We start from the raw sequence: 20239 nt of genomic DNA, 5'->3' as shown, positions 1-20239 counted from the left end.
TCACCCCCATGCTATTCGTCGAACAGATAGTTAAGCCTATCTTAAAGTGTTTGCGTTAAACCATCCTTTTTTCTTTTTTGGGGTTCTCTTTTGAAAACCTCGTTGTGTATGCAAAAATTTACCCTTTTACTCCTATTTACCCTTGCTTGTAGTGGATTGTTTGCTCAGTTGTCGGGCAAGTTGACCGATGCTGAAGGTAGCCCTTTGCCGTTTGCGAGTATATACATCAAAGGCAGTACCAATGGAACCACCAGTAATGTCAATGGTGAATATAGCCTCAGTCTTGGCCCGGGAACTTATGATGTGATTTTTCAGTACATTGGTTACGAGCCAAAAACGATTCGGGTGATCATGACCCGCGAGCCACAAAAACTTGATGTATCACTAAAGGAATCTGCAATAGAACTCAGTGAGTTTGTAGTGCGTTCCAACGCCGAAGACCCGGCTTATCCCATCATTCGGGCCGCCATCAAGAAGCGAGAATTTTACCGCGATCAGGTGGAAGAATACCGCTGTGATGCTTATGTGAAGGGCAATATTGGTTTTGCCCAAACGCCAAAAAAGATCATGGGCCAGGAAATTGGCAACATGGGGGGCGTTTTGGACAGTACTGGCAAAGGCATAATTTACTTGTCGGAGTCGCGCTCGACCCTGTTCTTTCGCCAACCCGATCAGTACCGGGAGGAGATGATTTACTCCAAAGTAGCGGGAAATGACCAAGGGTTTGGCTTCAATCGGGCGCAGGATATGGATTTTAGCCCCTATGATCCTTATTCCAATTTGGGTCGGCGGATCGTTTCTCCCATTGCCGACAATGCCTTTTTTTACTACAAATACAAACTCATCGGCACGATCAAAGATGACCAAGGGCAGGTGATCAATAAAATTCAGGTCATTCCCAAACGCAGTGAGGACCCCGTTTATCGCGGTTACATTTACATCGTGGATCAGGATTGGGCGGTGCAGTCGGTGGATTTTATGTTGCTGCAATCGGCCATAAAACAGCCCGGACTGGATTCCCTGTGGATCAAACAACTCTTTTTCCCGGTTCCCAATGTGGAAGATGTGTGGCGGACTTTTTCGATTAATATTCGTTTTAAAGCGGGAGCGCTGGGTTTTAAACTGGTGGGTAGTTTTACCTCAGTTTTGAGCAACTACGACATTAAACCAACTTTGGATAAAAAGTTTTTTGGCAAAGAAGTGTTCATAGTCAAAGAGGGTGCCAATGATCAATCTCAGGCATTTTGGGATACCCTTCGACCTATTCCACTCACCGCTGAAGAAGCGCGGGACTACGTCAAAAAAGACAGCCTGCAAACCATCTGGAAATCCAAGCCCTATAAGGATTCCATTGACCGTAAAAACAACAAATTTACTTTAATGAAACTCCTGACGGGCTACAACTACAATCGCTCGTTTTATCGGGAGTATTTCAGTGTGGGTTCCCCCATCGGAACCATTCAGTACAATACTGTGCAGGGATACAATGCGGCGCTCAAACTTGGTTACAACAAGGACTACGACGAATACAACATGAAGTGGTACCGTTTGAATGGAGAACTGAGTTACGGATTTTCAGAAAAAGAGCTGCGGGTTTGGGGGAGCTATTTGCGGCAAATGGAAGGGAATCGGCGCACCCAGATTTCGCTCAGTGGTGGGCGTAGGGTCGTACAATTCAATGCTGGAGAACCAATTACGCCGATTGTTAATTCAGTTTATTCTTTATTGGCACGGCACAACTACATGAAGCTATACGATAAGGTTTCGGCAAGATTGGGTTTTGGCCGCGAACTGGCCAATGGCATTCGCATGAACACCGCCCTGGAATGGGCCAATCGAAGTAGCCTGGAAAATACGACTGACCAAAGTTGGTACCAACGTGACGATCCCAATCGCCGTGCCTTTACGCCCAATCAGCCTGCAGCAGCACCACGAAATTTCGATCAAAGCCGGGCACTGACTTTTGATTTGAATTTCAGCTTTCGCCCTGGTCAGAAGTATTACGTGTATCCCGGGCGCAAATATGCGGCAGAAAACAAATCACCCGAATTCTTCCTCAATTACCGACTGGGTGCTGGTGATGTAAACTATCAATTGCTCAGCGTTGCCATCGAAGAAGACGAACTTCCCTTGGGTGCCTGGGGCTTTTCACAATTCAGGGTTCAGGCAGGCACCTTTTTGCAACGTCGAGAGCTGGAATTTATGGACTTTATGCACTTCAATGGCAACCAAACCATTCTGGGGGATCAAGAACGCTACATGAACAGCTTTTTGCTTTTGCCCTATTATGATTACTCCACGGATCGATCCTTTTTCCAGGCGCATTGGCAACATCATTTTGAGGGTGCAATCCTGGATTGGATTCCATTGGTTAAAAAACTGGGCTGGAAACTGGTCTTGAGCGGCCATTTGTTGCAAGTAGAGCAAATGAAAAACTACCTGGAACTGGCTGCGGGGATTGAAAACGTGGGTTTTGGGGTGTTCCGCTTGTTTCGTTTTGACATGGCGGTATCCCGGCAGGCAGGGGGAAAATGGAATGTGGGGCCAGTGTTTGGGATTAGTTTGTAGTTATTGTTTTTTATTTTTTTATTTTAAAAACAATTGGTGTAAATTTGAGTGAATTCCCCTCACCGGTCACTGAGCGAAGCCGAAGTGCCGGTGAGGGGAATTCACTCAAATTTACACCATGCCAGAAACGCCCTACTTCAAAGGCCGTGGAGCCCAAATCAATACGCCTAATCCGTACCACAAACTCGTGTACGATAGTGCGCCTATTCCGGCTGAAGAATGGGAAGAGAGCCTGCAATTGCCCACCGAGTACATCGAAGTATATCCCAAAACCATCCTTAACAAGGTCGAAAGTGAAGACGTAGGCATGGGTTTTTCGCTCAATCCCTACCAGGGTTGCGAGCATGGCTGTATTTATTGCTATGCCCGCAACACCCACACTTATTGGGGCTATAGTGCCGGGATGGATTTTGAACAAAAAATACTGGTCAAAAAAGATGTGCCCCGCTTGTTGACCGAAGCCATCCGCAAACCCACCTGGAAAGCGGTGCCGCTGATGTTGTCCGGTAACACCGATTGTTATCAACCGGCAGAACGTGAATATAAAATCACCCGCCAAATCCTGGAAGTACTGTGGAAATACCGCCACCCGGTGGGTATGATTACGAAAAATAGTCTCATACTGCGGGATTTGGATCTGTTGAAACAATTGGCCTCTGAAAATCTGGTTCACGTCTGCCTTTCGATCACCACCCTGGATGAAGACCTGCGCAGGGTACTGGAACCACGGACTGCTTCGGTGAACAGCCGTTTCAAAACCTTAAAAACGCTTGCTGACAATGGTATTCCGGTGATGGCGCTACTGGCTCCAATCATTCCGGGCTTGAACGACCATGAATTGATTCCAATGGCAGAAAAAGCGGCAGAAATGGGGGCTGGAGCTATTGGCTACCAGGTGGTGCGCCTCAATGGCGACATCGGCCCCATTTTTGAAGACTGGATCCACAAAGCCCTCCCGGATCGCGCCGAACGGGTACTCAACCGCATCCGCGATTGCCACAATGGCCAACTCAACGACAGCCGCCCGGGGATCCGCATGCGGGGCGAAGGCAAGATTGCGGACATCATTGCTCAGCAGTACCAATTGGCCAAGAAGTTGTACTTCAAGGAAAATAAACTGCCTGCTTACAACCTGGAGTTGCACCAACAATTCAAAAATGGGCAGTTGAGTTTGTTTTAAAAATGCATTAACTTGTGCTGATAAATTCCGAGCCATGACAATTTCGGCAAGTCAAATTTTCACCATCGAGGAATACCTGGAGTTAGAAGCACACAGCCTTTCTAAACACGAGTACCATAATGGAAAAATTATTGAAATGTCTGGAGGAACTGTAGTGCACAACCAACTAGGAGGTAAAGTAATTACCCAACTGAATAATGCCATAGATGCTAAGGATGCTGCCTTTCAGGTATATAGTAGCGATATGAAAATCCGAATTGAGTCAAATAATCGATTTGTCTATCCGGACGCAGTTGTTGTAACGCTTAAGCCTGAATTCTATAAAAAACGTAAAGACATCATTACAAATCCTTTATTGATAGTTGAGGTTTCTTCCAATAGTTCAATGTCCTTTGACTTAGGAGATAAATTCAACATGTATCGTACAATTTCTTTTTTCCAGGAATACCTGATCGTAAGCCAGGAAAAGTATCACGTATCTCGCTTCTTCCGTGAAGCTCCAGACTTGTGGCGCACCTCTGACTATTATAGCTTGGAAGATATGATTCCCTTACAATCTATGGGGCTGGAAATCTCAATGTTAGGCATTTACAAAGGAGTGGATTTGAATCCTTAATTATCCCTCAAGTTTGGCCATCGCTTCACCCGCAATCCAGCCTCCCGTCCAGGCTGCCTGAAAGTTAAAACCGCCGGTAATGGCGTCAATGTTCAATACTTCGCCCGCAAAAAATAGCCCTGGAAATAATTTGCTTTCGAAGGTTTTAAAATCCACCTCTTTCAAATCTACACCACCTGCCGTCACAAATTCTTCTTTGAAAGTACTTTTGCCATTGACCTGAAAACGCCCTTGGGTCAACTCTTCCGCTAGAGCCTGGATTTCTTTTTTACTCAAATCAGCCCAACGTTTTTCCTCCCGAATGCCCGCGGCTTGCACCAGGCGTTTCCACAGGCGGTTGGCCAGACCGAATTGGGCATTGGCCATGACCATTTTGCGGCCATCTTCTTGTTTTAAGGCTTCCAGGTCTTCCCGGGTGCTTTCTAGTTTGGACATGATCCAGTTGACCCTAACCTCAAAACGGTAATTCAGGGCTGCCAATTCGCGGGCACCCCAGGCTGATAACTTGAGAATAGCTGGACCACTCAAACCCCAATGGGTGATCAACAAAGGGCCGGAACTGCGCAACTTTTGCCCTTCCACTTGAACTTCGGCCAGGGGAACGGATACACCTAATAGATCGCTCAAACGGGGATCTTTGATGTTGAAGGTGAAGAGGGACGGAACTGGGGGAACAATTTGATGACCCAATTTGGCCAACAAATCCCACATGCTCGGCGCACTACCCGTAGCCAGCATCACTTTGTGCGCATGAAGGGTCTGGTTGTTGGTTTCAATGGCCCAGGTTTTGCCTGCCTGAGTAGGGGCTTTGATGTTTTTTAGTGGGGTGTTGGTGTATACTTTTACGCCGGCTTTGCGTGCAGCGCTCCAGAGGCAATCGATGACCGTTTGGGAGTCGTCACTGGTGGGAAACATGCGGCCATCTTCCTCGATTTTGGTGGAGACTCCTCTTTTTTCAAACCAGTCGATGGTGTCGCCACAGGCAAAACGATTGAAAGGGCCGAGCAATTCTTTTTCGCCGCGAGGGTAAAACTTGCTGAGTTCACGAGGGATGAAACAGGCATGGGTCAGATTGCAACGCCCCCCTCCGGATACCTTGACCTTGCCCAGCACATCTTTACTTTTCTCCAAAATAATGACCTGGGCATTTGGATCACATTCGGCTGCCCGAATGGCTGTAAAAAACCCGGCGGCACCGCCACCAATGATGATGATCGTTTGACTCATGTAAAAATTGGAAAATGTTGGAGCAAAAGTAGGCACAAATTAAACAAGCCATTACAAGCTGACCTTTTTTATTCCAACAACTTCAATGCCGTGCTGGGTAAGGGACTCCACTTTTTTGGGGTTATCGGTCAGCATGCGGATGGATTTGACACCTAAATCCTTTAAAATTTCTGCAACTTTGGTGTAGTCACGGGCATCCCGTTTGAAACCCACGGCTTCGTAAGCATCGGCTTGGGCGATTCCTTTGCGTTTGTGTTCTACACTTTTGAGTAAGGCAAAATGTCCATTGCCTTTACCTTCCTGTTCCAGCCAAATGATGATGCCTCGGCCAGCTTGTTGGATGAGTTGTTGCGAGATTTCCATCTGCTCCCGGCAATCACATTCAATGCTGTTGAAGGCGTGGCCGAAAAGACAGGAGGAGTGAACGCGGCACAATACATCTTCAGCGCCAGTTATGTTGCCCATGGTGAGGGCGATGGTTTCTTTTTGGCCGTCGTAATAGAGGAATTCCTGGAAGGGGCCAAATTTGGTTTTGATGTCGCCTTCGGCGAGTTTGACGATCATAAGGAGTGGTTTTTCGGATAGGACAAGAAGGAAGGGCTTTTGGTTCCAAACGCGGAGGCAATTTTCACTAAAACCAAAGAGACATTTTGATTGAACCACCTAAGGCATCTGAGGAACATCTTAGGGATGGTAAGTTTAAATGTATTTGCAAAAGCGATATTCTTTTTCACAAAGAAACACAAAGGGGCATAAAGGACACAAAGTTAGACGTTGACAACGCTTCGCTTCGTGTCCTTTGTGCCCCTTTTGAGCTAAACAATGGTTGTTCGCGTTAAATTAGTTAGGCACCTTAGCAGGATTCAACAGATCATAAAATTGATCCAGCTTAGGCATGATGATGATGCGGGTACGGCGGTTGGTAGACCGACCTTCTTCGGTGTTGTTGGTAGCCAGGGCATTGTACTCGCCACGACCAGCAGCAATCAACTTATTGGGGTCAACCTTGTGGGTAACTTGCAAAGTGCGTACTACTGCAGTGGCGCGTTTTACACTCAAGTCCCAGTTGTCGTCCAAACATGCGGTTTTGATTGGCTTGTTGTCGGTGTAACCTTCAACCATAACTTCCAAATCAGGGCGAGATTGGAGAATTTTGGCAATTTTACCCAATACTTCATTCGCCTTGGTGGTCATGGTTGCACTACCAGATTGGAAAAGCATCTTGTCTGACAGGTTGACAAACACGACGGTCTTATCCACCTTTACATCTACGTCTTTGTCATCCAAACCTTCTTTCAGAACCCCTTTCAGGTTAACAGCCAGGGCCAGGTTGATGGAGTCTGCACGGGTACGTGCAGCTTGCAACAAATGAATGTATTTGTCCTTTTTCTCCAGTTGTGCCAAAGTTTCTTTGATGTTGTCGTTGGCTGAAGAGGAAATTTTGGTTAAGTCGGTTACGGTGTTCAGTTGCTTTTCCCGTTGAGACTTCAGGTCTGCGATTTGAGCCTTGAGGTCGTTGATTTGTTCTTCGCGCAATTGCATTGCACTTTGATTCGTCCGGATGTCGCCACCCAGTCTTTCTTTTTCCCGTTCGCAGGCAGCCAAGCGGCTCATGTATTCATTGAGGCTAGCCCCCAATTTGCCGAGGTCTTTGTTCGCCGCATCCAACTGAGTTTTTAGGTCGGCCTGCATGGCGAGGTACTCTTTTTTCATGACACAGGAAGAAAATGTCAGGCAGAGGAAGCAGAAGAAAGCAAGATTTGTTGCTGTCGATCTCATCGTTGTATTGTTTATTGAATAAGTTGAAAATAGTAGGTTCAAATATCAACTTTACCAAAGACAAAAAGTTTTTGCCTTGGTAACTTGATTTTAATCGGCTTGTTGTGTGAGAGTCGGAGCGGTGAAGATAAGGCTGAGTTGTGGAACGGGCAAATTATTTGAGGGCAGGTGTAGAAAATTAGCAGTATTTCTTCAATCTATCTCAATGTTTGCCAGATTACGCCGCCCTACTTGCTATGGTTTTTTATTTGTTTTAGGTCTGGTTTTTAATAAAAGTTTACTTATTTCAGCTTCATCCAAGGCGTGGTCATACAAGTGCAACGAAGCCATTAAACCCATGTAGCTTTCCCCTGTATCCGAAGCTCCGATAATGATTTTAGCCTTATCAATCGCAGAAGCCAGTGTCATGATTTGGGAATTGTCCAAAACCCCGTCGACATAGATTTTTTCTACCACCCCGTCAAAGGTCAATACCAGGTGATGCCATTGGTTTTCAGCGGGTACTTTTTTGTAACGCATATCAAAATGGCCATCCAAATGGGCGGCAGCACCATAGTTTCCGCTGTTGTAAAACAAGGCATTGTAAGAGTTGGCCAGGTAAAATTCGGTCCTGTCGCACCAGGAAGCCAGACAACCTCCTTCTTTGGGAACGTTGGGTGTTTTTACCCAGGTAGCAATGGTGTAGGCCCCATTCCAGGCCAGACTGCGGGGCACGGGAACTTTTTCCAGCGTTAAAGCACCCTTGGTAAAGGCTATTGCTTTGACCCCGGTTTCCGGGTCTTGTGTTATTCCAACTTCGCCACTTTTGGTGAAAATTCCACCTATTGATCCCCGGTTAGGCAAGGAGATCAAGGGACTGGAAGCGGGGACTTTATTTGGATTTAAATCAATCAATAATTTTTTTGAACTGGCAATGCCCGGCCCTTCAGAGGAGGGTTTGTTGCGCAGATTCAGAGGGATGTCGAACAAGGAATCGTATACCTTGATGTTCCAAACCGAGGCGAGAATTCCCGTTTTTTCAGCACCTGTAATGGTCAATCTCAGGTGCCTGGCTGTGGCATTTTTATCATCAATCATAGGGCTTCCTGGAATTCGGTTTTGGGAGCGATCTACATACAAGTCCCATTTTTTCCCATCCTTGGAGTATTCAATTTTATACTGATAATAGTAGCTGGCAAATTCAAACTGGGTGCATACTCTTTTTATGTTTTTAAGCTCGCCCAAGTCAAGCGTGAGCTGCTGAGGGAAGCTGTTATTGGCGGCTTTCCACAAGGTTGCATTGTTGTCATCTGTAGCAAAAGAAGGCTTGTAGTCGTAGCGCTCCGGGGTTTGCATTTGGTAAAAGGAAGAAGCGGAAGTCTTGGACAAATAAGCCAAATTTTTGGGCACTTCAGATTGGGCAATAGGGGCAATGCCACGATGGGAAGGTACAACCGCCTGGATGGTTGAATCATTTAAAAAAATCATGCTGTCTACACACACTTGCCGGGATAAGCCACCTCGGGTCATGGGGTAATCGTGACGATGGTAGACGATGTAGTAGTCGTCTTTGTTTTTGAGCACAGAATGGTGACCTGGGCCGTGTACCGATTTATCTGCATTGGTGCTCAAAATGGGATTGTTGGCACCGGGCGTAAAAGGGCCATAGGGATTGTTGGAATAGGAATAACGGACATTATAGGTTTCATCATGGCAAGATGCGGACGAATACATCAGGATGTACTTGTCGTTTTTTTTGAGCAGGTAGGCTGCTTCGAAAGGCTTGGGCGTTTGTGCAAGCGGAATGTTTGACGCGCTGCTCATTGAAGCCATGGTTTGTTGCTGGAGTTCTCCTACCGCATAGCCGCTGTTGTAATGCACCCAGGTTCCCCAGTAAGCATAAATTTTTCCATCATCATCTTGAAAAAATTGGGCATCGAGCGAGGGAAAACCTTTTATGGGGTAGTCATGTGCGATGACTGGAGTGTCGTCGGCATGTAATTTGGTCCAGGGGCCAAATGGAGTATCCGAAACATACCCGTAAATGTTGCAGCCCGCCTGGCAGTTGCCAAAGTACAGGTAATATTTTCCATCCTTCCCTTGTAGGATATCGGGTGCCCAAAAGTTGCGCAAATTGACCGAAGATAGGGAGGGAACCTCCATGGTGTAGTTGTACCAATTTTGAAAGTCTTTGCTATACCAAACTGTTGGAGCCCCCGAGGCCAGCATTTCATTGTCGGTAGTGGCGTAAATGTAGTAGAGGTCGCCAAATTTTTTGATGGTGGGGTCGGCAAAATAGCCCGGGATGATGGGGTTGTTGGCACTGGGGAAGTTGAAGCGCAGAGGCTCCTGAGCCTGGATTTGCCCTGTCGAAAGAATGAAAATCAAATAGAGATAAAGTTTTTTCATTTTGGTAAATATGGAAGTGTGGGCTTAAATATAAAGGGAATAACAAGAAACCCCATCATAGTTTTTAATTATGATAGGGTTTCATATTATGGTTTGCTTCCAATTTAAGCCGACACCGCGCCAATCATCGAATTGACATTCGCCATGGCGATATCAGGAAAGGTCTTGCGACCTTCAGAGGTGTAGTCTGTGCCAAAATTGTCAGCCATAATTTGGCTGTTGAGGGAATCGTAGAGCACCTGACCAAGATCCTGGGTGGGATTGTTGGGGTCACTCTTTATGGGATCAATCATGATGTTTTGGTCATCGTCGTTGTAAAATTGGACCGATGCCTGGATGAAATTGATTGTAGGGGCCGCACCTGCGACTTTAAGAAAACCTACGATCAAGATCATGTGATCGTCGCCAATTCCATTTGCAAAATCAATTTTGCAAGAAACAACCAAACCGAGATCGGTGGGCATAGTGGACGTTTCCGGGCTCCAGGTCCGGTAATTGAAGCCACCTTTGCTGTAGCTGAGTTGGGTGTTCAGGTCGCCAGTAGTGCCAGACCACTGATCCCAATCAGCAGTGCCGCCTGAAAAACTGATGCCCGTATAATTCCCTAACTGGGTGGTAAATGTATTTCTGGAAAAGTTCATTTTTTTCGAATTTTAAAGTTGCCGGAATTTGGGTTTTAATTGTTTGTTGTTACCGCTGAAAATGCGCGGCAGAGCGTTTGTGTACAAACCGCTACCATGTAAAATCGGCCATCATTGGACTCGGAAAGCTTGTAGAGTCCATTCGAGATTTTATTGAAGACCTTGCAGAAGGTATCAAAAGCCTCGATAAACGAATTGGCCGCTTCTTCTGAAATTCCCGCGGTCTCCAGTGCACCTACTGCACCCAATACTTCAGCGCTTACATCCACGGCTTTGATTACTGATTTAGGGATTTGTACCGCTCCGCCTTGTTGATACTCGTACGATACACTGTTGAAGGTGCCATCTGCATTTATGACTAGGTCCAACAACACCTTATCGTTGTGGCCAAAGAGGTCATAATCTATCCTGAAGGACATGGTCATCGTTGAGGAATCGTAGCTCTGGCTGGTGATTCGAATGTCATAACCACAGTCCTGGGTGTTGTAGTGGTAGTATGGGCCACTGGAGTCTTGCATCTTCTGGGCACCTGGAAATGCGCCATAAAACTGACTCTCATTGAATCCCAGGTTCCAGGAAGCTGGCTGGGCACTGTAGAGTTTGAAACTCTGGATTTGATTTTTCCAATCCCCCTCTGGCTGGCGCGACACATGGTTCAGGTCTGTGTACTTGTGGTTGGGATAAATGCGGAGTGTACTGCCCGTGTAATTCGTTTCGTTCCAGATTTCTAACCAGGCCGCTGATCCCGTAGCCAAAGAATCGATGTTGTCTTTCATGTCCCGACCAGGATTGGTAGGATAATAGACGCTATTAAGATCTGATTTGGAAACATTTGCGAAAAATGTAGCGGTGTCTCCGTTGAAATTGGAGTCGGAGCAAAATACTACTTCATTGGATTCCAGGTTCAGGTCATTGTTCGGAGGGGTAGAGCTACTGTTCCACCATGAAGGCTGATGCCCGTACATAATGAAGGAGGTAATCTGATTTTTCCAGTCTCCTTTGCTCCCACGATCAGTGTGGTTGAGGTCAGAATTATTGGTTGACGGGCCAATTTTCAGGTAATCCCCGGTATAATTGCTCCCGTTCCATACGACCAGCCAGGTACTGGCTCCCGTTTTTAGCGAATCCCAAGCTTGGGAAGTGTTGTAAGAGCGGCGTTGCGCACCATTGAAGGTGTCAGACATGCCGCCGTAATCGTCATTGTTCCAGAATGTTACAGTTGCCATCGTGTGTTGATGATTGATTGAATCAAATGCAGATTGGAGTGGTATGTTCCAATCTCTTGTCAGGTACAAAAGTAGACGCAGTGGAAAATAAATATATGCGTATAAATACCCATTTGTCAAAACGGGTATTTATACGTAGTGTAATATTTCGTAGGAACTAGCTTAGAATTTGTGGGTAAACGCAGCGAATGGTGCTCTTTTTGGGAGCAGGAAAAGAAAAATAAAAAAGGTAAAGACATTAAAAATTACCAGGTATATTTTAATTTGAATTTTTAAGCTAAGATTGGCCAATGTCTAATCTTGGAACAAAATTAATCATGCCTTTTCAAAACGGATAGTATGAATAAAATGAAATTCCTTTTCTGCTTTTTAGCACTGCCCTTTCTGGCCATTAGCCAATCACAAGAGCTAATCGGGTTTTCAAAAGCTGGTTCCAGCAAACAAATAGAACTGGAAAAGCAAGTCGACCAGCAACTATCGACCCAAAACCTCGATCAATGGATGAAACAATTGTCCTCTTTGCCCCATCATGTAGGCTCACCGCATGGGAAAGCCAATGCAGAATTTATGGCGGGACTCTTGCGTTCCTGGGGCTGGGAAGTAGAAATTGAGCGTTTTGATGTCCTGTTTCCCACGCCTAAAATGCGGGTTTTGGAAGTGGTATCGCCCACCGTTTATAAGGCAAAGCTGGTTGAAAAACCACTCAAGGAAGATCCTTCCACTAGTACGCCCGGCATGCTTCCCACCTACAACTGTTTTTCTATTGATGGAGACGTAACGGCAGAGGTGGTTTATGTCAATTACGGCGTTCCAGCAGACTATGAATTGTTAGCGCGCTATGGCATTGATGTAAAAGGAAAAATTGTCATCTCCCGCTACGGTGGTTCCTGGCGGGGCATCAAACCCAAAGTGGCCGCTGAACACGGTGCCATTGGTTGCATCATCTATTCCGATCCTAAGGACGACGGATATAGCGCAGGTGATGTATACCCCAAAGGTGCCTATAAAAACGAAACAGGTGCTCAACGCGGTTCGGTGCTAGACATGCCTTTGTATCCCGGTGATCCACTGACTCCTGGATACGGAGCAACTAAAGACGCCAAACGCCTGGATCGGAAGGATGCGGTTACCTTGACCCAAATTCCTGTATTGCCCATTTCGTATGAAGATGCCCAACCCATCCTGGCTGCCTTGGCTGGTCCGGTAGCTCCGCCAGAATGGAGAGGTACACTTCCCATTACTTATCACCTTGGAGCTGGCCCGGGCAAAGTACACCTCAAGTTGGAGTTCAATTGGGATTTACAACCCGCCTACAATGTCATCGCCAAACTAAAAGGTTCAGAATTTCCTGATCAGTGGGTTATTCGTGGCAACCACCACGATGCCTGGGTACATGGCGCCGCCGATCCGCTTAGCGGCCTGGTAGCGGAATTAGAGGAAGCCCGGGCCATTGGACTTATGGCCAAAAATGGCCAAAGACCCAAACGTACCCTCGTGTATTGCGCCTGGGACGCAGAAGAACCTGGACTACTCGGATCAACCGAATGGGTAGAAACACATGCAGACGAATTGCGCCAAAAAGCAGTTGCTTACATCAATTCAGATGGCAATGGTTCAGGGTTCTTGTTCGCTGGCGGATCACATACGCTTGAACAAATGGTTGAACAGGTGTCCAAGGATGTTCAAGATCCCCAAACCCAAAAGAGCATCTATGATCGCAGAAAGGCCATGGAAAAGGTCGTTTTGAAGCAGGAAAGCCCGGGTTTGAAACTCAGTGCCTTGGGCTCAGGCTCTGATTATACGCCCTTCATTCAGCACCTGGGTATTGCCTCGTTGAATATTGGGTTCGGAGGAGAAGGCTCCGGAGGGGAATACCACACCATGTACGATACTTACCTGGATTATGTGCGTTTCAAGGACAAAAACTTTATGTATGGCCTCGCACTTGCTAAAGTAGGAGCACGCACTGCGCTGCGCCTGGCCAATGCCGAGGTACTTCCTTTTGAGTTTCAGAAATTTTACACCACGGTAAAAACCTATGCCGATGAAGTGATGAAACTTGCCGATGACCAGCGGAATAGCACCCAAAAGGAAAACCAAAACATCCAAAGTGGACTGTACGACCTGGCACTCAACCCAAGCGAAAGCTTAAAAGGCCCCAAAGTGCAGCCTGAAACGCCGTATTTCAACTTTGCACCTTTACAAAGCGCTCTGGCCCGCCTGAAACAAGCGGCTGACTTGTACCAGGCTTCTACATCAAAAACCCTGGCTAATCCGGCACTCATCAATCAGGCCTTGATGCACCTGGAACAAAAACTAACCCGTTCAAGTGGCTTGCCCAAACGCCCCTGGTTTAAGCACTTTATCTATGCGCCAGGTTTTTATACTGGGTACGGAGTGAAAACCCTGCCGGGCATCCGAGAAGCCATTGAACAGCGCGAATTTACAGAGGTAGATCAGCAAATCAAGAATACTGCGGATGTGCTGAACGCTTTCTCCGGAGAAATTGAAAAAATGTTGGGGAAATAAGAGGCAGGCAATGGTTTGAACCAAGAAGGCTACCGCGTACTGTTGGTAGCCTTTATTGCTTTATTGTATTTCTCCAAACATTTGTCAAGCGACTGACCCTGGTTGTGAATACAATCACAAAAGTCCTCACAAGCCTGAGGATTGCTGCTGTCATCACATTGCGTCACACAATCGGGCAGGGTATTGCGGGGCATGATGTTGTACACATTGGTAATGAACAGGACGTAAAGGACTATGGTCGCAAACACACCACTAAAAAACAGGACAGGAAACTTTTTGCTTAGATTTTTTCGATCGGGTAACTCTGCTTGATTGGCAGGGCGATTAAAAGGAAAAATAAACTTCAACTTATCGTAATCCCAGCAAAGCAGGTACAAATTGGCCAGCACCATCATCGGGGCAGTGAGCAAAGATCCTTCAAAACGCACAGCAAAGGATAGAATGGTAATGTTCAAAATGATGGGAAAATAGAGCAGGGCGCCAAGTAATGCCGTAGGTGGGATCAGCAATAAAACCGCTGCGAGCATTTGTAATACCCCGATAAACGTATAATAATAACCAGTATGGTGGAGGGCCTCTAAATAATGACCCATCGGCTGATTGTTGTGTAAATCGGTAAAACGCTCGCCAATGATTTTAACCCAACCCGCTGGCAAAAAACCGGCGGCTAAGGCAATGCGGTTGAAAATGGCGAAATACCCAAGCCAGCGGTTTGCCTGTACTGTTGAGTGAATTTGATCAAGTTTGGATGCTATGCTCATGCAGTTGTTTGAATTTCCTTAAAAGATGCTATGCTTACATCTCTTAAAGCTGTATGAGTTTGCATTGTGGAATACAAACTCATACAGCATCTTAAATGTACTTTGGACTTCGATGAAATTAGTTCCAGTGCCCAGTCAAACTAAGCGCATAAACCAAACTTAAAAACAACACCACAAGATAAGTCAGCACACCCAGGCTATTCAACAACACCCTTAACCAAGTGGCCCAATTGCGAAACAATTCCATCTGAATGTAATAGGATGCTCCGGCAATAGCCCCAGCAATCGTAACAATGGATACTGATACGAGCATCCAGGGCTCAAGATGCGCCTTGCTAATGATTACAAGGAACAAACTCACCAATAAAAGGGCAATGCCTGCACCTTGCCCGGCACGTTTGATCAGAAGTTTGGATTGGAAAACCTGCAGCAACTCATTTTGCCAAGTCATAGGTTGTTTGTTTTATTGGTTATTAAAGTACTTTGAAATACAAAGTAAAGACTTGGCAACTACATTTGCAAGTATTACTGCTAAATTTTTAAAAAGCAGACGCTGGAGTTAAACATTTGCACATAAAAAGGCTACTTAACCCACAGTGGCGCAATGAATTTCAGGTATTCTTTTCTTGAAAAATCCGAAAAAGCTCCCGGTGCTTTCAATTGATTCAACTCCTCGAATTGTGGAGTACCCTTGAACTTGCGGATCAATTCATAATAGCCCCGACTTTGCAAGAAAAAACTTTGGTTCATTCCTTCTAGGGTAGGAGCCTGTGGATACCGAAGCGTTATGGATTCTCCTATTGATTTTTGCTCCAGGTAGTTTTGATCTGCTGCTTTGAGCACCCTGGTTTGGTCTTGATTGGCAGAATCAAGCGCTGAAATGGGATCGAGGTGAGTGATAAAAAGCTGCTTAGGGCTAGCTGTAGTAAAATCCATGGCGGCATAATCCAGATCCCAAAACATAAACCCACTTTCCAATTTTAACTCAATTTCATCCGAATCAATGCCCGACAGATTCAAAGGAATAAGCAACTCTTTCAAAGCCAATGGACCTATTGCATTCAATTCCTCGATTTTTTGCCATTTTCCCTGTTTTTTAAGATAAACACTTAGCGGTAAATCGCCATTGCGAATAGTTTGCAGTCGTTCTTCAGCAGGGATTTTGGCCTGTTGCTCCATCCAGGAGTCAAATTTGTTGCCAAACTTGCTAAAGTACTCGTTTAAGACATGGTCGACCCATAGGTTGTTTTTGACATTCAACACAAGGTTGGCAGTTTGGGATCCTTGTGGCTTTTTAAAAGTAAGAAAGACTCCATTACTGGAAGATTCCTCGTTGTTAAAAGAATAGAAATAGTTGGTTTTGCTTTGAAGGGTAAATAGTACATCCACATTGTCAAAGGTGTGTGCCCTTACTGGGACTTGCTCATTACCTAAAAGATGGACTTGTCCACTTTGATCCATTCCTACTCTGGTGCCTGCGGGGTGTTGTACAAAAACCAATTGCAACAAGTCAATGTATTGCTTTTCTTGCAATTCATTTTTGACTTGAAGTTGGTAAAACCCGTCTTTGGTTGGTAAAGTAGGCAAGGGAAGGTAGTCGTTGCGACAAAGATTTTGACCTACCGCACCACCAAATATTTCGCCAGCAAATTGGTACTTTTCGCCATACTGAATATATACGAATGGACAGGAAGTGAAGGTAATGGTGGAGAGGAGGAGGGCACCTAAACCTACCATTGCCCCGGCAAAAATCAATATACCGAGTACTGTCCCAGAGTTATCACGGACAATGACCCGGGTTTCATTAATGTCTTTCAGCGGAACGGTAATTTTGCCATAGTTCGGAGGCTCCATAGTTGAGTTTAAATACAGGTGAACTTCGTTAAGAATACCTTCATGCTCGATAATATAGGGTTTTGTCATCATGGAACTGTAAAACACCGAGCCAGTAACGGGAGCCAATGTACCCATCAAATTATCTTTATCTAGCGATAAATTACTGATTTGATACAGGTATTCCCCGGCATGAACGATGAAACGTTTGGGGTTGATTGAATTTTTTTCAATTGCTATCAATCTTTTTGTTTCGATGCTTTGGAATGCAAACCTGTTGCAACTTATAGCATAAAAAAGCATAATCAGTGCCAAAAAAAAGGAGACTGATCTGCACCGGGAAAAGTTGAATAAAGTTTTCATCTTCTTTCCAAATGGGTTTGTCCATTTTGTTTAAATTGATCAAGTTTATGCCTATTTTCAATGATATATCTCATTTCTTAGCTGTGGAATAATGCAGCGGTATTTTTGGCGATAAACCCTAAAATATTAAACCTATGAATACATTGTTGTCAAAACTTGGAGTAACTGAAGCTACGCTTTCTTCAACAGAAAAAGCGTTTTTAGCCGAAAATGGATATTTGAATCTGGGCAAATTGCTCTCGGATGAGCAGTTGGCGTCCATTCAGCAACGATTGAAAGAACTCATGGACGAGGAAGGTGAAAATTCCGGTTCCGAATTGATGGATTCGCCCTACATCCGCCACCCTAAAGAAGAAGGCGCGGATAGATTGGCCGATTTGGTGAATAAAGGTGTGGCGTTTGATGTGTTTTATACGCATCCCAGGGTATTGGCTGCAATGGCCGAGGTTTTGGGAGAGGAGTTTAAATTGTCCTCTCTAAATTATCGAGCTGCAAAACCAGGTAAGGGGCTCCAAAAATTGCATGTGGACTGGCATGAGGCAGTTGCTGCGGATGATTTTAAGGTATGCAATTCCATCTGGTTGTTGGACGATTTTTCTGAAGAAAATGGAGCTACCCGCATTGTTCCAGGTACCCATTTGACTGGTGAAATGCCCCAGGAGGTTCTGGCAGACCCGCTGGCGACCCATCCAAAAGAGGTCTTGATTGAAGCACCAGCAGGTTCTGTCTTTATTTTTAACTCGCACACCTGGCATGGCGGGACCAACAACAGAACCGAACAGCCCCGTCGAGCCATCCATAGCTATTTTTGCCGAAGAGACCAACCTCAACAGATTGATCAAAAAAGATACATTCAGTCCGAAACATTGGAGCGAATACATCCGATGGCCAGAGTGATTTTGGATGTTTGACCTGGCAGTCTTTATAGCGTTTTTACCAGCAATCCAACACAAAATTGAAAAGTATGCATCAGAAATACGTGCTCATCACGGGCACTTCCTCCGGAATGGGAGCAGCAACGGTAAAACTATTGGCCGATTCAGGTTATACCGTTTTTGCCGGGGTTAGAAATGAAAAGGCATTGAAGAACTGGCAGGAAATTAATCACCCTCATATCATCCCATTGAAACTGGATGTGACTCATGCTACCGCAATCGAGGAGGCGTATCAGGAGGTAGCTAAAACTGTTGGAGAAAATGGCTTGTATGCCCTCATCAACAATGCGGGAAGCTGCATCGGTGTTCCCACTGAACTATTTGATGAAGCGGCAGCCAAGCACCTGATGGAAACCCATTTTTGGGGCATGGCCAAGCTCTGCAAAACATTTATTCCCCTGTTACGCCAATACGTGCGGACTAATGGATCTAGCGCCAGAATCATCAATATCGGCTCGGCGGGCAGCATTTCTTCCTTTCCCTTTATTCAGTTTTACAATGCCGCCAAGTTTGCCATTTTGGGCTTTACAGAATCCATCCGATTTGAGTTGGCCCCGCAAAACATTCGTTGTTCGGCCATTTTGCCGGGGGCTGTAAAAACGGAGATTTGGAACAATGCGGAGAACAGCATTAAAAACAGCTTGCAGCAATTGTCCCCTGAAGGCGCTCACTTGTATCGGGACAACGTCGTATCTGCCCTTCAGTTATCCAACAAATTAGAAAACAAGGGAGTAAGCTCGGAGGCCGCAGCTTTGGTTTACAAAAAAGTACTGGAGAGCCGCAAGCCCAAGCTCAAATACTTCATTGGAGCCGATTCAAAACTGATGCATTGGATGGTGCGCTACTTGCCAGATTCCCTTCGGCACAGCATCATCAATACCCAGTTGAAATTTAAAAAGACCTTATAGTTTTAATGCGGCAGCAATAACCTTCTGGCGCAATGGACCGAGGTCGTAATAGCTGCCTTTGGCTGACAGGCCCATGTTCTGCCTATTGATGAGCATAATCACTGAAATATTCGCCTGCGGCACCACCACAATGCTGGTCCCGGTGAACCCCGTATGGGCAAAAGTGCCAGCGGGAGCGTTTTTCATAACTGGGTTGGTCGGGTCCATCATCCAACCCAGGCCATTGTTGAATTGGTCTTTGGTCAAAAATTGCTCAATGGTTGGTGCGGAAATGAATTTTCGATCACCCACTTTTCCTTTGGCCAGGAGCATATCTACCAATTTTTGTAAGTCACCCACCGTGGAAAACAGGCCTGCTGCTCCAGAGATGCCTCCGTTGGCATACCAGGTATTGCCGTCATTCACTTCACCTTTTAGGGTATAATTGCGCCAGCCGTCCCATTGTTTGGGATCAATTTCTTTCACCGTAAAACCAAGTGAGGGATCATAAACCATCCTTTTTTCGTAGGGATTTCCGTGGGAAGTGGCGGCGATTTTAGTGAAACTTCCCTTACTCAGCGGATTATAGGTCGTGTGGATCATTCCCAGAGGTTTAAACACTTGCTGATCCAGGAATTGATCAAGAGGCATTTTAGAAATCTGCTCAATGATCTGCCCCAGGAGCACAAACCCCAAATCGCTGTAACGGCGCTGTTTTCCTACCGGAAAGGCTAGTGGGAGCTCTCCAATCAATCGATAAGTTTCCTGTTTATTCGAGGCGCGGTAATAAAGTGGGTACCATTCCTTTAGCCCAGCGGAATGACTGAGCAAGTGCCGAATGGTGATTGTTCGCTTTTCTGGAGTGTCGAATGCGGGGATGTATTTGCCTACCGCATCATCGAGCCCAATCTGTTTTTGATCCACCAGCAACATGATGCCAGTGGTGGTGCCAACTACCTTGGTCAAGGAAGCCAAATCGTACAGGTGCTCAAGGGTGGTTGGCTCAGGATTGGGGAGGAGCTGGTGCTGAGCGTTGTATTTTTGGGAAAGCCCGTAGGCACGCTGGAAAAGGACTTGTTTGCCTTTTTTGACCTGAATGACTACACCTGGAATCTTGTCCCCATTTACCTCGCTTTGCAACAGACTATCCAGGGTTTTGAATTTTTTTGCAGTGGCAAGTTGAGGGGAAGGAGTTGGTTTGGATTGGGAAAAAACGAAAAAAAATGATGCTAAAAGCAGCAAAAACAGCAGGTGATAACGCATGATGGATTGGATTTGTACTCGCCCGAAAATAGATTCTTTTCCT

16 protein-coding genes are annotated in these 20239 nt (G+C 45.8%); 6 read left to right on the top strand and 10 right to left on the bottom strand.

Features of this window, described 5'->3' with window-relative positions:
- The first annotated feature begins 108 nt into the window (after nt 1-108).
- From ACO08K_RS25650 to ACO08K_RS25640, 3 genes are all read left to right on the top strand, one after another.
- Nucleotides 109-2568 (top strand): DUF5686 and carboxypeptidase regulatory-like domain-containing protein, encoded by a 2460-nt coding sequence (locus tag ACO08K_RS25650; protein ID WP_421799340.1) that lies wholly within the window; start codon nt 109-111, stop codon nt 2566-2568.
- A 118-nt stretch (nt 2569-2686) separates the two neighbouring features.
- Nucleotides 2687-3748 carry a PA0069 family radical SAM protein gene (locus ACO08K_RS25645; protein ID WP_421799339.1) on the top strand — a complete coding sequence of 354 codons (1062 nt, stop codon included), beginning with the start codon at nt 2687-2689 and terminating at the stop codon, nt 3746-3748.
- Between the two features lie 34 nt (nt 3749-3782).
- Nucleotides 3783-4364: a Uma2 family endonuclease gene (locus ACO08K_RS25640; RefSeq protein WP_421799338.1), complete on the top strand. Its 582-nt coding sequence runs from the start codon at nt 3783-3785 to the stop codon at nt 4362-4364.
- Here ACO08K_RS25640 and ACO08K_RS25635 read toward each other — a convergent pair whose 3' ends face one another.
- The 6 genes from ACO08K_RS25635 to ACO08K_RS25610 form a co-directional block, all read right to left on the bottom strand.
- Complete coding sequence (locus ACO08K_RS25635; protein WP_421799337.1) at nt 4365-5591, bottom strand: NAD(P)/FAD-dependent oxidoreductase; 1227 nt, start codon at nt 5589-5591, stop codon at nt 4365-4367. It abuts the gene before it with no gap.
- Nucleotides 5592-5642: 51 nt separating this feature from the next.
- Complete coding sequence (locus ACO08K_RS25630; protein ID WP_421799336.1) at nt 5643-6155, bottom strand: GTP cyclohydrolase; 513 nt, start codon at nt 6153-6155, stop codon at nt 5643-5645.
- 276 nt (nt 6156-6431) lie between these two features.
- Entirely contained in the window at nt 6432-7370 is a 939-nt protein-coding gene (locus ACO08K_RS25625) for an OmpA family protein (RefSeq protein WP_421799335.1), read from the bottom strand.
- 234 nt (nt 7371-7604) lie between these two features.
- A complete protein-coding gene (locus tag ACO08K_RS25620) occupies nt 7605-9758 on the bottom strand; it encodes a family 43 glycosylhydrolase (RefSeq protein WP_421799334.1) in 2154 nt (717 codons plus the stop codon).
- Nucleotides 9759-9862: 104 nt separating this feature from the next.
- A complete protein-coding gene (locus tag ACO08K_RS25615) occupies nt 9863-10399 on the bottom strand; it encodes a hypothetical protein (protein ID WP_421799333.1) in 537 nt (178 codons plus the stop codon).
- A 35-nt stretch (nt 10400-10434) separates the two neighbouring features.
- Nucleotides 10435-11625: a hypothetical protein gene (locus tag ACO08K_RS25610; RefSeq protein WP_421799332.1), complete on the bottom strand. Its 1191-nt coding sequence runs from the start codon at nt 11623-11625 to the stop codon at nt 10435-10437.
- A gap of 339 nt (nt 11626-11964) precedes the next feature.
- Here ACO08K_RS25610 and ACO08K_RS25605 point away from each other — a divergent pair, with 339 nt between their 5' ends.
- Nucleotides 11965-14154: a transferrin receptor-like dimerization domain-containing protein gene (locus tag ACO08K_RS25605; RefSeq protein ID WP_421799331.1), complete on the top strand. Its 2190-nt coding sequence runs from the start codon at nt 11965-11967 to the stop codon at nt 14152-14154.
- 29 nt (nt 14155-14183) lie between these two features.
- Here ACO08K_RS25605 and ACO08K_RS25600 read toward each other — a convergent pair whose 3' ends face one another.
- The 3 genes from ACO08K_RS25600 to ACO08K_RS25590 all read right to left on the bottom strand — a co-directional run bounded on the left by ACO08K_RS25600 (nt 14184) and on the right by ACO08K_RS25590 (nt 16991).
- Nucleotides 14184-14915, bottom strand: a complete 732-nt coding sequence (locus ACO08K_RS25600; protein ID WP_421799330.1) for a DoxX family protein — start codon at nt 14913-14915, stop codon at nt 14184-14186.
- Between the two features lie 118 nt (nt 14916-15033).
- Entirely contained in the window at nt 15034-15366 is a 333-nt protein-coding gene (locus ACO08K_RS25595; protein WP_421799329.1) for a hypothetical protein, read from the bottom strand.
- A 131-nt stretch (nt 15367-15497) separates the two neighbouring features.
- Entirely contained in the window at nt 15498-16991 is a 1494-nt protein-coding gene (locus tag ACO08K_RS25590; RefSeq protein WP_421799328.1) for a hypothetical protein, read from the bottom strand.
- Nucleotides 16992-17245: 254 nt separating this feature from the next.
- On the opposite strand from ACO08K_RS25590, the gene ACO08K_RS25585 reads away from it, so the two are divergent.
- Nucleotides 17246-18022 carry a phytanoyl-CoA dioxygenase family protein gene (locus tag ACO08K_RS25585; RefSeq protein ID WP_421799327.1) on the top strand — a complete coding sequence of 259 codons (777 nt, stop codon included), beginning with the start codon at nt 17246-17248 and terminating at the stop codon, nt 18020-18022.
- A 53-nt stretch (nt 18023-18075) separates the two neighbouring features.
- Complete coding sequence (locus tag ACO08K_RS25580) at nt 18076-18954, top strand: SDR family NAD(P)-dependent oxidoreductase (protein ID WP_421799326.1); 879 nt, start codon at nt 18076-18078, stop codon at nt 18952-18954.
- Here ACO08K_RS25580 and ACO08K_RS25575 read toward each other — a convergent pair.
- Nucleotides 18949-20196: a serine hydrolase domain-containing protein gene (locus ACO08K_RS25575; protein WP_421799325.1), complete on the bottom strand. Its 1248-nt coding sequence runs from the start codon at nt 20194-20196 to the stop codon at nt 18949-18951. The two genes, ACO08K_RS25580 and ACO08K_RS25575, sit on opposite strands and share 6 nt — an antisense overlap.
- Nucleotides 20197-20239 lie beyond the last annotated feature (43 nt).

This window comes from Haliscomenobacter sp., from assembly GCF_965225875.1.
Lineage (GTDB): Bacteria > Bacteroidota > Bacteroidia > Chitinophagales > Saprospiraceae > Haliscomenobacter.
This window is presented reverse-complemented; position numbering and strand designations above follow the sequence as displayed.

Bases quoted from the DNA above. Each gene is read 5' to 3' on its own strand.
- ACO08K_RS25635 (WP_421799337.1), bottom strand. From the start codon at position 5,591: ATGAGTCAAACGATCATCATCATTGGTGGCGGTGCCGCCGGGTTTTTT.
- ACO08K_RS25585 (WP_421799327.1), top strand. From the start codon at position 17,246: ATGAATACATTGTTGTCAAAACTTGGAGTAACTGAAGCTACGCTTTCT.
- ACO08K_RS25630 (WP_421799336.1), bottom strand. From the start codon at position 6,155: ATGATCGTCAAACTCGCCGAAGGCGACATCAAAACCAAATTTGGCCCC.
- ACO08K_RS25605 (WP_421799331.1), top strand. From the start codon at position 11,965: ATGAATAAAATGAAATTCCTTTTCTGCTTTTTAGCACTGCCCTTTCTG.
- ACO08K_RS25580 (WP_421799326.1), top strand. From the start codon at position 18,076: ATGCATCAGAAATACGTGCTCATCACGGGCACTTCCTCCGGAATGGGA.
- ACO08K_RS25600 (WP_421799330.1), bottom strand. From the start codon at position 14,915: ATGAGCATAGCATCCAAACTTGATCAAATTCACTCAACAGTACAGGCA.
- ACO08K_RS25650 (WP_421799340.1), top strand. From the start codon at position 109: ATGCAAAAATTTACCCTTTTACTCCTATTTACCCTTGCTTGTAGTGGA.
- ACO08K_RS25640 (WP_421799338.1), top strand. From the start codon at position 3,783: ATGACAATTTCGGCAAGTCAAATTTTCACCATCGAGGAATACCTGGAG.
- ACO08K_RS25610 (WP_421799332.1), bottom strand. From the start codon at position 11,625: ATGGCAACTGTAACATTCTGGAACAATGACGATTACGGCGGCATGTCT.
- ACO08K_RS25615 (WP_421799333.1), bottom strand. From the start codon at position 10,399: ATGAACTTTTCCAGAAATACATTTACCACCCAGTTAGGGAATTATACG.
- ACO08K_RS25645 (WP_421799339.1), top strand. From the start codon at position 2,687: ATGCCAGAAACGCCCTACTTCAAAGGCCGTGGAGCCCAAATCAATACG.
- ACO08K_RS25595 (WP_421799329.1), bottom strand. From the start codon at position 15,366: ATGACTTGGCAAAATGAGTTGCTGCAGGTTTTCCAATCCAAACTTCTG.
- ACO08K_RS25625 (WP_421799335.1), bottom strand. From the start codon at position 7,370: ATGAGATCGACAGCAACAAATCTTGCTTTCTTCTGCTTCCTCTGCCTG.
- ACO08K_RS25575 (WP_421799325.1), bottom strand. From the start codon at position 20,196: ATGCGTTATCACCTGCTGTTTTTGCTGCTTTTAGCATCATTTTTTTTC.
- ACO08K_RS25620 (WP_421799334.1), bottom strand. From the start codon at position 9,758: ATGAAAAAACTTTATCTCTATTTGATTTTCATTCTTTCGACAGGGCAA.